Annotated in this window: 13 protein-coding genes; 3 read left to right on the top strand and 10 right to left on the bottom strand. The window is 70.1% G+C overall.

The features are described 5' to 3' along the window. Positions 1–99 precede the first annotated feature (99 nt). A complete protein-coding gene (locus NA8_RS28065) occupies positions 100–594 on the bottom strand; it encodes a phosphoribosyltransferase (RefSeq protein ID WP_063053342.1) in 495 nt (164 codons plus the stop codon). 169 nt (positions 595–763) lie between these two features. On the opposite strand from NA8_RS28065, the gene NA8_RS28060 reads away from it, so the two are divergent. The 3 genes from NA8_RS28060 (at position 764) to NA8_RS28050 (ending at position 3,785) form a co-directional block, all read left to right on the top strand. Beyond that, entirely contained in the window at positions 764–2,461 is a 1,698-nt protein-coding gene (locus NA8_RS28060) for an FAD-dependent oxidoreductase (protein WP_063053341.1), read from the top strand. Between the two features lie 52 nt (positions 2,462–2,513). Continuing rightward, positions 2,514–3,002, top strand: coding sequence for a GNAT family N-acetyltransferase (locus NA8_RS28055; protein ID WP_245664037.1), 489 nt, complete (start codon positions 2,514–2,516; stop codon positions 3,000–3,002). Positions 3,003–3,191: 189 nt separating this feature from the next. Next, positions 3,192–3,785 (top strand): NAD-dependent epimerase/dehydratase family protein, encoded by a 594-nt coding sequence (locus NA8_RS28050; protein WP_063053348.1) that lies wholly within the window; start codon positions 3,192–3,194, stop codon positions 3,783–3,785. A gap of 6 nt (positions 3,786–3,791) precedes the next feature. Here the strand turns inward: NA8_RS28050 and NA8_RS28045 are convergent, their stop codons facing one another. The 9 genes from NA8_RS28045 to NA8_RS28005 all read right to left on the bottom strand — a co-directional run bounded on the left by NA8_RS28045 (position 3,792) and on the right by NA8_RS28005 (position 13,635). Continuing rightward, positions 3,792–4,961: a MarP family serine protease gene (locus tag NA8_RS28045; protein ID WP_063053340.1), complete on the bottom strand. Its 1,170-nt coding sequence runs from the start codon at positions 4,959–4,961 to the stop codon at positions 3,792–3,794. A gap of 117 nt (positions 4,962–5,078) precedes the next feature. After that, positions 5,079–7,787 (bottom strand): fumarate reductase/succinate dehydrogenase flavoprotein subunit, encoded by a 2,709-nt coding sequence (locus NA8_RS28040; protein WP_063053339.1) that lies wholly within the window; start codon positions 7,785–7,787, stop codon positions 5,079–5,081. Further along, complete coding sequence (locus NA8_RS28035; protein WP_063053338.1) at positions 7,784–8,524, bottom strand: ABC transporter ATP-binding protein; 741 nt, start codon at positions 8,522–8,524, stop codon at positions 7,784–7,786. Before NA8_RS28035 ends, NA8_RS28040 begins: the two co-directional genes overlap by 4 nt. Beyond that, the gene (locus tag NA8_RS28030) at positions 8,521–9,378 is read right to left on the bottom strand and encodes an ABC transporter permease (RefSeq protein ID WP_084467137.1); all 858 of its coding nucleotides are present in this window, start codon (positions 9,376–9,378) and stop codon (positions 8,521–8,523) included. Before NA8_RS28030 ends, NA8_RS28035 begins: the two co-directional genes overlap by 4 nt. Next, positions 9,375–10,799 carry an ABC transporter substrate-binding protein gene (locus NA8_RS28025; RefSeq protein ID WP_063053337.1) on the bottom strand — a complete coding sequence of 475 codons (1,425 nt, stop codon included), beginning with the start codon at positions 10,797–10,799 and terminating at the stop codon, positions 9,375–9,377. Before NA8_RS28025 ends, NA8_RS28030 begins: the two co-directional genes overlap by 4 nt. A gap of 12 nt (positions 10,800–10,811) precedes the next feature. Then, positions 10,812–11,039 carry a 4Fe-4S dicluster domain-containing protein gene (locus NA8_RS28020; protein ID WP_043690033.1) on the bottom strand — a complete coding sequence of 76 codons (228 nt, stop codon included), beginning with the start codon at positions 11,037–11,039 and terminating at the stop codon, positions 10,812–10,814. Then, complete coding sequence (locus NA8_RS28015; protein ID WP_063053346.1) at positions 11,040–11,795, bottom strand: GntR family transcriptional regulator; 756 nt, start codon at positions 11,793–11,795, stop codon at positions 11,040–11,042. It lies immediately after the preceding gene. A 236-nt stretch (positions 11,796–12,031) separates the two neighbouring features. Then, on the bottom strand, positions 12,032–13,027 hold the full coding sequence (locus NA8_RS28010) for a 1-aminocyclopropane-1-carboxylate deaminase/D-cysteine desulfhydrase (protein WP_063053336.1): 996 nt from the start codon (positions 13,025–13,027) through the stop codon (positions 12,032–12,034). Next, positions 13,024–13,635, bottom strand: a complete 612-nt coding sequence (locus tag NA8_RS28005) for a QsdR family transcriptional regulator (protein ID WP_245664036.1) — start codon at positions 13,633–13,635, stop codon at positions 13,024–13,026. Before NA8_RS28005 ends, NA8_RS28010 begins: the two co-directional genes overlap by 4 nt. Between the last annotated feature and the right edge of the window lie 36 nt (positions 13,636–13,671).

Genomic DNA, 13,671 nt, shown 5'->3' with positions numbered 1-13,671 from the left:
CAGCCGCTTCGCGCCCGCAGCATCGTTCGCCTCGTCCCGGGGACGATTCGCACGGGCTCGGATGCGGCGATGTCCCAGTGACAGTGACGCGCAGGCGGGTTACGCGTCGAGCACGCGTGGTCGGCGTTGCACTACCGGCGGCTCGGTGGACCACGGGAAATTGATCCACCGGTCGGTGCGCCGCCACACGTACTCGCTGTCGACCTTCGACCACGGCTTCTGGTAGATCACCGCGCAGCGCACCTCGGCGACTTTGCCGGAGCAGAAGTCGCGGACCAGTTTCAGGGTGGCGCCGGTGTCGGCGACGTCGTCGGCGACCAACACCGTGGCGCCGGCCAGATCCACGGCCTGCGGCACCGGCGGCAGCATCACCGGCAGTTCCAGGCGCTGGTCGACGCCGGTGTAGAACTCCACGTTCATCACGTGCAGGTTCTTCACGTCCAACGCGTAGCCGAGGGCGCCCGCCACGAACAGCCCGCCCCGGGCGATCGACAGGACCAGATCGGGCTGGAAGCCGTCCGCCGCGATGGCCGCGGCGAGCTCCCGGCTCGCGGAACCGAACAATTCCCAGGTCAGTACTTCGCGATCCGTCACAGGCTCTCCCTCTCGCTGGACGCGACGCAGTGAGCATACGAGGGCCGTCGGGGTTTCCCGGCGGGTTGCTCGTTGCGGTGGGAAGCGGAAGGGAAGATGGCCGGAAATCTCGATATACCGTCCGTATCTCTCGTCCGGCCGGTGTGTTCGCCGCCCTACGCTCGAGCGCATGGACAGCCACTACGATGTGCTCGTCATCGGTTCCGGCTTCGGCGGCAGCGTGGCCGCCCTCCGAGCGACCGAGAAGGGATACCGGGTCGGCGTGCTCGAGGCGGGCAGGCGGTTCGCCGACGACGAATACGCGAAGAACTCCTGGCATCTGCGCGAGTATCTGTGGGCGCCGAAACTCGGCTGCTACGGCATCCAGCGGATGACCTTGCTCAACGACACCTTCATCATGAGCGGAACGGGAGTCGGGGGCGGGTCGCTGGTGTACGCCAACACGTTGTACGAGCCGCCGGAGAAGTTCTACCGCGACAAACAGTGGGCGCACATCACTGATTGGCGCGAGGAGTTGACGCCGTATTACGACCAGGCCAAACGCATGCTCGGCGTCACCCAGAACCCGGCGACCACACCTACCGACCGGATTCTGCGCGAAGTCGCGGAGGAGATGGGCATCGGCGACACCTATCGCCGCACACCGGTCGGAGTGTTGTTCGCGGACAACGATTCCCGTCCGGGCCAGCAGGTCGCCGACCCGTTCTTCGGCGGCGTCGGGCCGACGCGCTCGACCTGCACGCACTGCGGCGAATGCATGACCGGCTGCCGGCACGGCGCGAAGAACACCCTGGTGAAGAACTACCTCTACCTGGCCGAAAAGACCGGGGCGACAGTGCATCCGCTCACCACCGTGACCGACGTGCGGCCACGGCAGGAGGGCGGTTACGAGGTGCGAACGGTGCGCACCGGGCGATGGGTGCGCAAGGAGAGGCAGACCTTCACCGCCGACCAGGTGATCTTCGCGGCCGCCGCGCTCGGCACCCAGAAGCTGCTGCACCGGTTGCGCGAGAACGGCAGTTTGCCGCATGTCTCGCCGCGGCTGGGCCATCTGGCCCGTACCAACTCCGAAGCGGTGCTCGCGGCGCGCTCCCTGCGCAAGGACTCCGACTTCACCAAGGGCGTCGCGATCACCTCGTCCATCCACCCCAACGAGTACACCCACATCGAGCCGGTCCGCTACGGCAAGGACAGCAATGCGATGAGTTTGCTGACCACCGTGCTCGTGGACGGCCAGGAAGGCAGGGCCCGCTGGTGGCTGGGGGTGCGGGAACTCATCGCGCAGCGCCGTCACCTGCATCGGCTGCACAATCCCCGGCGCTGGTCGGAGCGCATCATCGGCGTGCTCGTCATGCAGAACGTCGACAACTCGATCGTGACCTACACCAAGCGCGGCTTGTTCGGCAGGCGGATGACGACCAAGCCGGGCGACGGCGCCGCGCCGCCGACCTGGATTCCGGAGGGCCACGAAGTGGCCAGGCGGATCGCCGAGAAGATCGGCGGCCTTCCGCAGGGCGCGTGGACCGAGCTGATGAACATTCCGATCACCGGCCACTTCATCGGCGGCTGCGCCATCGGCGACTCCCGCGAGACCGGCGTCGTCGACGCGTATCACCGGGTCTACGGCTATCCCGGCCTGCACATCACCGACGGGTCGACCATTTCGGCGAACCTGGGCGTGAATCCCTCGCTGACCATCACCGCCCAAGCCGAACGCGCCATGGCGCTGTGGCCGAACAAGGGCGAGGACGACCCGCGCCCGCCCCTCGGGACGGCCTACCGCAGGCTCGCTGCGATCGAACCGAAGAACCCGGTGGTCCCGGTCGCCGCACCCGGCGCGCTGCGGCTGCCGATCACTCCGATCTGAGCGGGCGGAAATAGGTTCGCGCGTGGTCGATCCCGGTGACAGGATCGGCGCTGTGCCCATCCACGTAACCCTGGAACCGCTCGACGAGCGATGCCTCACCGATCTGCTTCACGCGGCCGTGGCGGACGCGGACCCGGGCGAGGTGATGCCGGTCGAGGAGCCCGGTGGCGGCTGGGATGCCGACCGGACAGCTGGCTTCCTGGCGTTCCACCGAGGCCGGGCGCTGGCGAGTCCGCCGATCGAGTCGACCTATGGCATCCGAGTGGACGGCGAGGTGGTCGGGGCGGCGCGCCTGTGTCCGCTGCCCGACGTGCCGGGAGCGGCCGAGGCGGGAGTATGGATCGGCCGCTCGCGCAGGGGAACGGGCATCGGAACCGCGGTGCTCGGCGGACTGATCGAGCGGGCGAGAGCGGAGGGCTACGCGAAGCTCCTCGTGAGCACGACGGCGGACAACACGGCCGTGTTGCGCATGCTGGCCGCCCGCGGAATCGACTACGTGGTGGACCACAACGCGGTAAGCGCTTGGGTGAGCTGCGATTGACCTGCCGTTGTGCCCGCGCGTGACCTGATCGGAGCGGGAGAATCGCTGTGGCGGAACGACAGCGGGCCTCCCCCGTGGCGAACCGCGTGCGAACAGACGATGCGCGCGCACGCTTCCTTCGTGTGCGGGCCGAGCCTGTGGCGAAACATACACATCCCGGCGAACACGCAGCACCGCGGGCGCTGCAAAATGAAGACCGTGCGCATCTTCCTGGCCGGGTCTACCGGCGTGATCGGCGTCCGCCTGCTTCCGCTGCTGCTCGCGGCGGGACATGAGGTGGCGGGGATGACCCGGTCGGCGGCGAAAGCCGACCGGCTGCGGGCAGCCGGCGCCGAGCCGGTGGTATGCGATGTCTACGACGTGGATGCCCTGACCGCCGCCGTGGTCGGGTTCGGCTCCGACATGGTGATGCATCAGCTCACCGACCTGCCGGACGACGTGGCGCTGCTGCCGGAGCGGGCCGAGGCCAACTCGCGCATCCGCACCGAGGGCACCCGCAACTTGATCGCCGCCGCGCGGGCGGCCGGTGCGAAACGTTTTCTCGCGCAGAGTATCGCGTGGGAGCCGCCCTCGGGCCGGGGCGCGGCGATCCAGGATCACGAAGCCGCCGTGCTGGACTTCGACGGTGTGGTGGTGAAGTACGGCCAGTTCTACGGTCCGGGTACCTATTACGAGACCGAACTGCCCACGCACCCGCGCGTGCACGTCGACGACGCCGCGGAGCGCACGATTCCGCTGCTGGACGCCTCGAGCGGAGTGGTGATCGTCGCCGACGCTTCCTGACACCGGTCAGGAGGCGCAGGGGCCGGTGTCGACCGGCCGGTCGGATCGCCATGCGTGGTCGAGCCGATCGAGGACCTCCGGCAGGCTCGTGGCGAACCCGACGTTGCTGTTGTTCTCGTCGACACCGAACACGATGCCCAGCACGCGGCCGGCGCGGTCGACCAGCGGTCCGCCCGAATTGCCGTGCTGGATCGTCCCGTCCACGGTGTAGATCTCGCGTTCGCCGAGACCGGTGCGGTATATGTCGCGTACCTGACGCGCGGCCCGGCTGCGTACCCGGGTGGCGGACGCGGTGTAGGACCCGCCCCGCGGATAGCCGAGCGCGATGGCGTCGGCGCCGGGACCGGCGGGTTCGGGCGCGACGGTGAGGGCGGGGGCGGCGAGACCGGGGACGGCCAGCACCGCGATGTCCATGGCCGGATCGAACTGCACGACGTCGGCGGTGAGCGATCCGGTCGGGGCGTCCACGGAGACCTTGCTGGAGCCTGCGACGACGTGCGCGTTGGTCAGCACCCGCTCCGGCGCGATGACGAATCCGGAGCCGGATTGCCGCACACCGCAGGTCGGTGCGAGGTCCTGGATCCGCAGCACGCTCGCCCGCAGTTCGGCGGGCATCGGTCCGTCGACGATGCCGGGATCGGGCGGCGCGAGCGGGAGGCCGAGCCCGGCCTCCATGATCGGCCCGGTGAGCACCTCGGACAGCCCGGACAGCCAGAACGGCGCGACGTCGTCCACGGTCCGCACGGTGGTCGAATCACGCACCAAGGCGGCGGATTCCACCGGCGCGGCGAACAACCACACCACCAGCGGGACCGCGAGCACATGAACGAGGCAGCCGCAGAGGGCGTCGACGCGCCGCGTGAGGGGATCGGAAACTGCCGCGCGCGCGGCTTGTCCGGCCCGGTGCCCGGCGACCGCGCCGAAGGCGACCAACCCGACGGTCACCATCAGCACCAGGAGCAGCCGCACGGCGCCCGGCGCGAGCCGGCCGAGCACCGCCGCCGACAGCGCCGCGCCGAGGATCGCCCCCGCCAGTCCACCCGCGAAGCCGGGCAGCCCCACGATCGCGCCGCGGCGCCAGCCGAGCACCGCCGCGACCGCGAGGATGCCGAGCACGGCCAGATCCAGCCAGTTCGGCACGGTCAACGCCACACTCCCGTCGCTGCTGATGGACAACGGCGCGGACTCGTCGTCGGCCGCCCCGTCACCACCCGGCTATACCCTGGTTAGCGCGTCGGCAACGGTCGAGCCGCTAATTTAATCAGCGATTCGAGCTGCGGCAACCATGTTGTCCTATGCCGTGGGCTGGGTGGCCAGCGCCCGCCGGGCATACGCGCGCACATCGGCATCGGTGTCGTCGATCGCGGCGCGCAGCGCGTCGTGCGCCGCGGGCAGGTGCGGCCACGCCGAGAGCGACAGCACCGCCGCCTTGCGGACGTCGAGATGCGGATCGTGCAGGGCGGCGGCCAGAATCGGCACCGCGAGGTCCGGGTCGGTGCCTGCGAGCCCGCGCGCCGCACCTTGACGGATCTGCCAGGCCGAATGGCGCAGCGCGGCGTCCAGTGCGGTGACGTCCGCGGGTTCGCCACCCAGCTGGGCGAACGCGGTGAGCGCCGCGGCGCGCACCAGCGGGTCGTGGTCGTCGCTGAGGCGACGGATCACCTCGAGCCCGCCGTCGCCGATGGCGGCGAGGCCGTGGGCGACGGCGATCCGCACTTCCCGATTCTCGTCGGCGGCCAGGGTGGCGACGCCGTCGCGATCGTTCAGCGACACCAGCGCGCGTACCGCTTCGATGCGGACGCGATGATCCCCGTCCGCCAAGGCGGCGCGATACTGCGCGGCCTCGCCCGCCCGCAGCGCGCGCAGCAGATCGATCACGGTGGATCGCACGACGGGATCGGCCGAACCGAGCCGGTCGGCAAGCCCTTCCGCGGAGGGCAGCACTTCGACGAGCTCGCGCAGACTGGCCGCGGCAGCACGCCGGACCGAGGCCGCTTCGTCGTCCAAGGCCTCGCCGAGGGCGATCGAGAAGCCCTCCGGGGTGTGCTCGCTCAGCACCGAGATCGCCGCGGCCCGGACGCCCGCGTCGGGATCGGTCAGATAGGCCGACAATTGCTCCACGCTGGGCTCGTCGAGCGCGAGCAACGCGACGATCCGGGGTGACGGGGGAGTGGCGGGTTGCGCCGTCGCGGTGGCGGCCCGATCGCCGTCAGCGGCGACGCCGATATGCGGCGCACGGCCTGCGATCAGGTGCGGCTGGTGCACCGGCACCGCTTCGGCATCGGCGGAGGGCAGGTCGTCGAGTCCGGGCACGGGAACCAGGTACGGCGCCACCGGTCGCTTCAGGAAGGCCATAGTTCCGTCGGGGTTCTTGCGCAGGTTGAGGTGGTATCGCCATTCGACATCGTCGCGTTCGGGTAGGTCGGCGCGCTCGTGATAGAGGCCCCAACGGGATTCGGTCCTGGTCAGGGAGCTGCGGGCGGCCATATCGGCGCAGTCGCGGATGAACGACACCTCCACCGCGCGCATCAGCTCGTGCGGGGTGCGCGCGCCGATGCTCTCGACCTCTCCGCGCATCCGGTCGAAGGTCTCCACCGCGATGCTCAGCTTGGCCGCGGTCTTGGGCGGCGCGACATAGTCGTTCACGAAACGCCGCAGCTTGTATTCGACCTGCGGTTGCGGCGGCCCGTCCGGCTGACGCAACGGCCGGTAGATCAGCTCGTGGGCCGCGGCCAGTTGGTCCTCGGGCAGGTCGGCGGGTGCGGCGACCTCGTCCAGGGTGGACGCGGCGTGCGCGCCCGCGAGATCGCCGAAGACGAACGCGCCGATCATGTAGTTGTGCGGCACGCACGCCAGATCACCCGCCGCGTACAAGCCGGGCACCGTGGTGCGCGCGTGCTCGTCGACCCACACGCCGGAGGCGGAATGCCCGCTGCACAGGCCGATCTCGGAGATGTGCATCTCGATGTCGTGGGTGCGGTAGTCGTGGCCGCGGTTGGCGTGGAAGGTGCCGCGGGTGGGGCGCTCGGTGGTGTGCAGGATGCCTTCGAGCGTGCTCAGTGTCTCGTCGGGCAGGTGCGACACCTTGAGATAGATGGGGCCGCGCGCGGATTCGATCTCCCGCTTGACCTCGGCCATCATCTGGCCAGACCAGTAATCGGAGTCGACGAAGCGTTCACCCTCGGCGTTGACCTGGTAGCCGCCGAACGGATTGGCGACGTAGGCGCAGGCCGGGCCGTTGTAGTCCTTGATCAGCGGGTTGATCTGGAAGCATTCGATGCCGCTGAGTTCGGCGCCCGCGTGGTAGGCCATCGAGTAGCCGTCGCCCGCGTTCGTCGGATTCTCGTAGGTGCCGTACAGGTATCCGCTGGAGGGCAGCCCGAGCCTGCCGCACGGCCCGGTGGCCAGGATCACCGCTTTCGCGGCGACGGCGACGAATTCGCCGGTGCGGGTGTGCAGGGCGGCGGCGCCGACGGCGCGCCCGCCCTCGGTGAGCACGCGCACCGGCATGAGCCGGTTCTCGATGCGGATCCGCTCGCGCATCTTGCGTTGGCGCAGGACGCGATACAGCGCTTTCTTGACGTCCTTGCCCTCGGGCATCGGCAGTACGTACGAGCCGGAGCGGTGCACCCGGCGCACCGCGTACTCGCCGTACTCGTCCTTCTCGAACTTCACGCCGTAGCGCTCCAGCCGCTGCACCATGGCGAAGCCGCGCGTCGCCGTCTGATAGATGGTGCGCTGGTCGACGATCCCGTCGTTGGCCCGGGTGATCTCGGCGACGTAGTCCTCCGGTTCGGCCTTACCCGGGATCACGGCGTTGTTCACGCCGTCCATGCCCATGGCCAGCGCACCGGAGTGCCGCACGTGCGCCTTCTCCAGCAGCAGCACGTTCGCGCCCTGCTCGGCGGCGGTGAGCGCGGCCATCGTGCCCGCCGTGCCGCCCCCGATGACGAGCACGTCGCAGTCGAGCCGGATCTGTTCGGATAGCGGCGGAATGTTCACAGTCTCTCCAGGATCTCGGCCTTCGTCGCGGACCGGTCGATCGCCTCGCGTGGGCTGGGCACCGGCACCAGCGCCCGCAGCGTGCCGCCGCCGAGCACGGCGATACGGTCGCCGAGCAGCAGGGCCTCGTCGAGATCGTGGGTGACGAAGACGATGGTGGTGGGGTGGGCGCGCCAGGTCTGGATCAGCAGGCGCTGCATGGTTTCCCTGGTCTGGGTGTCCAGCGCGCCGAACGGCTCGTCCATCAGCACGGCGCGCGGCGCGGCGGCCAGGCTGCGCGCCAGCTGGACGCGCTGGCGCATGCCGCCGGACAGGTCGCGCGGCAGATAGTCGGCGTACCCGGTGAGCCCGACTTCGTCCACCCAGTGCAGGGCCGTGGCCCGGCGCTCGGCCCGGGGCGTGCCGCGCAGGCGCAGGGCCAGCTCGATGTTCTGCCGCACGGTGCGCCAGGGCAGCAGCGCGTCGTCCTGGAACACCAGGGCGCGGTCGGCCGCGGGGCCGCTCACGCGGTCGCCGTCGGCCAGGATGGTTCCACCTTCCGGGGCGCGCAGTCCGGCGATCGCGCGCAGCAAGGTCGACTTGCCGCAGCCGGATTTGCCGACCACGACCAGGATCTCGCCCGGCGCGATCGCCAAGTCGAGCCCGTCGAGCACCGGTTCGCCGCCGTAGGCGATCCGGACGCCGGTGAGGCTCAGGCGCATCCCGGTCGATGCCGGTGCGTCGATCACTGTGGTCATGCTTCGACCTCTCTGGGCAGCCAGCGGGTGATGCGGCGGCCGGCCAGCTCGACCAGCCCCGATGTCGCGAAACCGAGGACGCCGATGGTGATCATGCCGACGAACACCGCCGGATAGTCCACGATGGTGTAGGCCTGCCAGGTGCGGTAGCCGACGCCGAGCCGTCCGGAGATCATCTCCGCGGAGATGAGGCAGATCCATGCCACGCCGACGCCGACCGACAGTCCGCTGAAGACGCCGGGCAGGATGCCGGGGAACACCACCCGCGCGAGCACGTCCAGCCGGGACGCGCCGAGGGTGCGCACCGCGTCCTCCCAGATCGTGGGCAGTGCGCGCACCGCGTGCCTGGTGCTGACCAGCACCGGGAACAGCGACGCGGTGAAGGTGATGAACACGATGCCGGATTTGTCGCTGGGGAACAGCAGGATCGCGACCGGGACCAGGGCGATGGCCGGGATCGGCCGGACCAGTTCGGCCAGCGGGCCGAAGGTGTCGGCGAGCAGCCGCGAGCGGCCGAGGCCGATGCCCGCGATCACGCCGACCACCGCGGCCAGCCCGAAGCCGGTGACAATCCGGATCAGCGACTGCGCGATGTCCAGGTAGTACTGGTCGGCGCGCAACTGGGTGCCGAATTCGGCGACGATCTCGGTGACGGTCGGCAACGTGTCGAAACGCAGACCCGCCCGCACGTTGTTGACCGTGAGCAGCTGCCACAGGCCGACCGCGGCGGCGACGGAGCCGACGCGCAGCAGCCGTGAGCGCCAAGCCGATCGCGACGCCGGGGCGGCCTCCGTGCCGACCGCGGTGGTTTCCGCCGTGGCCCGCACAGCGGGGGCGGCGAGTTCGCTGGTCATCCGCGCACTTCCGTGACGGCTCGGTCGTAGGTGACCGGGGCGGCGGACGGATGTGCCTGCCGGTAGCGCTGCGCGGCGGCGGCGGTGGTGAAGGGCAGATAGCCGTCCCCGTCGCGCAGCCAGATCGACTTGTCGGCGAACCAGCGGGTGCCGAGTTCGGTATCCGGGATGTAGGCGGCGCGGATCGTCTTGCCCTGCGCTTTCGCGGCCTGGACCGCGCGCAGCAGGCAGGTCGGATCCGCGGCCGGTTGCGGCTTCGGCGCGCCGTCCAGCCACAACTCGCCGGCCAGCGCGGGGTTCTCCGCCGCCTTACCGCAGACGGGATCGGCGCCGGTGACGCGGGTCGGGTTGGTGGTGTCGGTGAGTTCGCGGTCGTAGTCGCGGCCGGTCTCCGCGAACGCCTTGCGCAGCGGCGCGTCGTCGACGAACCGGTCGATGTCCAGGTCGGCGAAATCGCCGATCGACTTCAGGTACGCCACATCGCCTTTGAGCGCCGAGATCAGGCTGGGCTCGAGCGTCGTGTCGAAACTCGTTCCACCGGGGCCGTTGTAGAGGTACACCACCTCCTGGGGCAGCCCGGACCCCTCGGCGACGATCTTCGCGGCCTGGAACGGCTCGTCCCGCAGGAACTGGGTGGCGTCCAGTTGCGCGGCGAGGAACGCCTGCAGCACCTCCGGGTGATCGGCGGCGTACGCGCGCCGGGCCACCACGCCGTGGAAAGTCGGCACGCCGAGTTCGGCGCCGTCGTAGAGCAGCTTGGCCTTGTTCTGGAAGACGACCAGACCGGGCCACGCGACGAACTGCGACAGCGCGCCCACCTGACGGGACTCCAGGGCGGTCGCGCCGACCTGCGGCTGCTGGTTGAGCACCTCCACGCCCTTGACCGGGTCGATCCCGGCCCGCGACAGCGCCTGCACCAGGGTGCCGTGCCCGGCCGAACCCACGCTGGCCGAGATCTTCTGCCCGGCCAGGTCGCCGATGCCGGTGGCCGCCGAATCGTTCGGCACGACGACCATGTTCAGCGCGCCCTTGGGGTTGTACCCGGTGACCGACACCAGTTCGGTGCGCGAGCGCTCGCCCGCCTGGGTGCGGGAGCCGTTGATCAGCAACGGGTAATCACCCATCGACCCGATGTCGATCTTCTCGGCCACCATCTGCGCGGTGATCGGCGCGCCGGTGTCGTAGTCCTGCCATTCGACCTGGTACTTGGCCCCGCCGTTGTCGGTGATCTTCTGTAGCCACCGCTCGAGGTAGCCCTGCGCGCGCAGCAAGGTGCCCGCGGTGACGGTGTTGATGGTCTTCGATTGGTAGCCGACGACCACCTTCACGGTGCCCGCGGGGGTGTCGTCGGTCTGCTCGAGCGAGCACCCGGTCAGCGCGAGCGCGGCGGCGAGCAGGACGGGGGCGAGTTTTGCTTTCATCGGTCTTCCAGATCAGCGGAGCAGGTAGGGCATGTTGACGGTGACGGCGCCGGTGGGGCAGCGGGCCGCGCAGGGACCGCAGTACCAGCACTCGTCCACGTGCATGAAGGCCTTGCCGTTGTCGGGGTTGATGGCCAGGGAGTCGAGCGGGCAGATCTCGACGCACAGCGTGCAGCCCTGGATGCACAGCGACTCGTCGATGGTGACGGGGATGTCGGCGCGCTGGTTCACGAGTGCCATCTAGAGGACCTTCCATTCGGGGGTGCTGCGGGTCAGGCTGCCGCGCATGGTGATGCGGTCGCCGCGCATGCGGATGTACTCGAGGTCGACGGGGCGGCCGTCGTCGAGCCGGGTCAGGCGTTCCAGCATCAGCAGCGGCGCGCCGCCGGGGACGTCGAGGGTGGAGGCGGTGTGCGGGTCGGCGGGCACCGCTTCCAGGGCGAGGTCGGCCGAGCCGAGCGAGCGGCCGCTGATGCGTTCCAGCAGCACGAAGACGTCGGTGTGCTCGAGATCGTGGCCGAGCACCTCGGTGCCGATGTCGGGCACGAGGTAGGTGAGGTCCAGGCTCAACGGCAGATCCGCGAGGTAGCGCAGCCGCTCGAGATAGACCACCCGCTCGCCCGGCGCCAGACCGAGCCTGCGCGCGACAGCCGGCGGCGCGGCGACGTGCATCGCCGCGCGCACCTCGTTGCGCACGGTGCCGTGGCCTTTGAAGGTCTCCTGCAATCCGAGCAGGGCGTCGAGCCCGTGGTCGTACTTGCGGGTGGCCACACGGGTGCCCACCTTGGGCGCCCGGTCGATCAAGCCCTCGTCCTTCAACAGCGCCAAGGCGTCGCGGACGGTATTGCGCGAGGCGCCGTACTCGGCGGCCAGGTCCTGTTCGCTCGGCAGCGCGCCGTCGAACGCGCCCGCGTGCAGTTGGTGGCGCAGGATGTCGGCCACCCGCCGCGCCTGATCGGCGCGCAACTGCCGCACCGGCGTGGGTTCCGCTGCCACCGTTTCCGCCTTTCCGTCGCTGACCTGCACGAATAGCGACGATAATGCGGATGGGGCGGCGTTTTCGCCCGCGCCGCCGCCGGGAAAAATCAGGGGATGTTATTGCGCCGGGTGTCCCGCCGCCCGACCTGGCGATATGCCCGGCTGTCCGGGCAATACGCCACGTCGGGCGCCGACGGCCGAATTTCGATCACGGCGATTCGAACGCGGCGGCGACCAGGCTTCGGCGCACCGATCTATGGTCGTGGGCCGTAGGTATTGAGGAACAGCACCGGTTCCGCGCCGAAGGCGCCCGCGCCGTCCATCGCGAGCAGCGCCGCGAGCGCTTTGGCGGTGTAGACGGTCTCCAGGCGCAATCCGCTCGCTTCGGCGCGCTGTTCGGCGTCTCGGGCGGCGGGCGTGCTGTGGCCGTAGCCGGAGCCGAGCCAGTCGGTCGTCATCGTGATGTCCTCGGGCCGAAGTCCGGTCGGCGCGAAGCGCGCTCCGCGCGTGCGGAGCAGGCGTTCGGTCCGTTCGGCGAGGCGGACGATGTGCTTCGCGTCGAGGGGAAGCGTGTCGTTGACGACGACTCCGACGACGCGCGTGCGCAGCCCGGCGAGCCGCAGGCCGAGCGCGAGGCCGGCCGCGGTGCCGCCGGATCCGACCGCGGTGACGAGGTAACCGGGCTGGGGAAGCTCACCCGCGGCGACCTGGGCCGCGAGTTCGCACGCCGCTTCGACATAGCCCAGCGCGCCGACCGGTGACGACCCGCCCGCAGGGAGGAAGTAAGGACGCCTGCCGCCACGGATCCGGCGCAGATACAGCCACGGCGCCGCGAGGATCGTGCGCAGTTTGCTGTGCGTGTAATACAAAGTGGCGCCGGAATTCTCCAGTCGCCGCAGTTGTGCGCGCACATGGTCGTCGACCGGCTGGTCCAGCAGCGCGAGAGCAGTATCGATACCGTGGGCGCGCGCGTACAAGGCCGTGGCGAGGCCCCAGTTGGTTCCCATGCCGCCGACCGTGAGGATAGTGCGCGCACCGCGCCGTCGTGCCTCGGGCAGCAGCCATTCCAGCTTGCGGACCTTGTTGCCGCCCCATCCGCCGTCGCCGTATCCGCTCTCGTCCTTGCACCACAGCTCGGCGGCGGTGCCGAGGTCACAGCGGCGCACAGGCGTCGGAGCGGTGCCGAGCCGGAGGAACGGCAACGTGTCGGCCACCTCGGGAAAGCGCGCGTGTAGCAGCGCTCCGGTCACGGCGCGATCGCCTCGGGGATGCCCAGCAGCGCCGCCTGCACCTCGTGCAGCCGGTCCACGTCGCCGCGGATACCCGCGACGTTGTCGTTGTACAGGAACGCCTCGCCGAGCCGGACCAGTGCGTAAGCGAGCAGCGCCGGTTCCAGCGGCGGGTCGTAGCCGTCCTCCTCCGTGGCCCGGGTGATCAGCTCCTGGACGGTGCCCACGACCAGCGGCTGTACCGGCCCGTCGCTCGCGGTGAGGATGCGCAGCCCGGACAGCGGCTCGTTCTCGAAGTAGCGCCGGAACGGTTCGTTGTCGGTCATCCACCGGTTGACCCGGTACAGCACGTCCAGGATGCGCCGCGCTCCGGTGGAGCGGCGGCGAGCGTCCGCCCGGCTGAGCAGCGCCTCGAACTCCCCGGCCAGGACCGCACCGAGCACCCCGTCGCGAGAGCCGAACCAGCGGTAGACCGACGCGCGGCTGAGCCCGAGCTGTCCGGCGATCGCCTGGATGTCCACGCGCTCACCGGACAGGAACGCCCGGCGAGCGTGCTCGATGACCTGTTCCCTGGTCGCGGAGGCCGGTCGGCCGGGAGGGCGGGTGGTCCGCTGACTGGAATCGATCACCGCGGAATGATACATCTTCTGGAAAGTGTATCGAAA

Origin of the sequence: Nocardia arthritidis NBRC 100137, assembly GCF_001612765.1 — a bacterium.
In the GTDB taxonomy this organism is placed as follows: domain Bacteria; phylum Actinomycetota; class Actinomycetes; order Mycobacteriales; family Mycobacteriaceae; genus Nocardia; species Nocardia arthritidis.
The sequence above is the reverse complement of the archived record's forward strand: the minus strand, read 5'-3'. Positions and strand labels throughout refer to the sequence as shown.

Excerpts from the sequence above, each read along its gene's own strand:
- NA8_RS28060 (WP_063053341.1), top strand. The coding sequence starts at position 764 with ATGGACAGCCACTACGATGTGCTCGTCATCGGTTCCGGCTTCGGCGGC.
- NA8_RS28050 (WP_063053348.1), top strand. The coding sequence starts at position 3,192 with ATGAAGACCGTGCGCATCTTCCTGGCCGGGTCTACCGGCGTGATCGGC.
- NA8_RS28035 (WP_063053338.1), bottom strand. The coding sequence starts at position 8,524 with ATGACCACAGTGATCGACGCACCGGCATCGACCGGGATGCGCCTGAGC.
- NA8_RS28030 (WP_084467137.1), bottom strand. The coding sequence starts at position 9,378 with ATGACCAGCGAACTCGCCGCCCCCGCTGTGCGGGCCACGGCGGAAACC.
- NA8_RS28025 (WP_063053337.1), bottom strand. The coding sequence starts at position 10,799 with ATGAAAGCAAAACTCGCCCCCGTCCTGCTCGCCGCCGCGCTCGCGCTG.
- NA8_RS28020 (WP_043690033.1), bottom strand. The coding sequence starts at position 11,039 with ATGGCACTCGTGAACCAGCGCGCCGACATCCCCGTCACCATCGACGAG.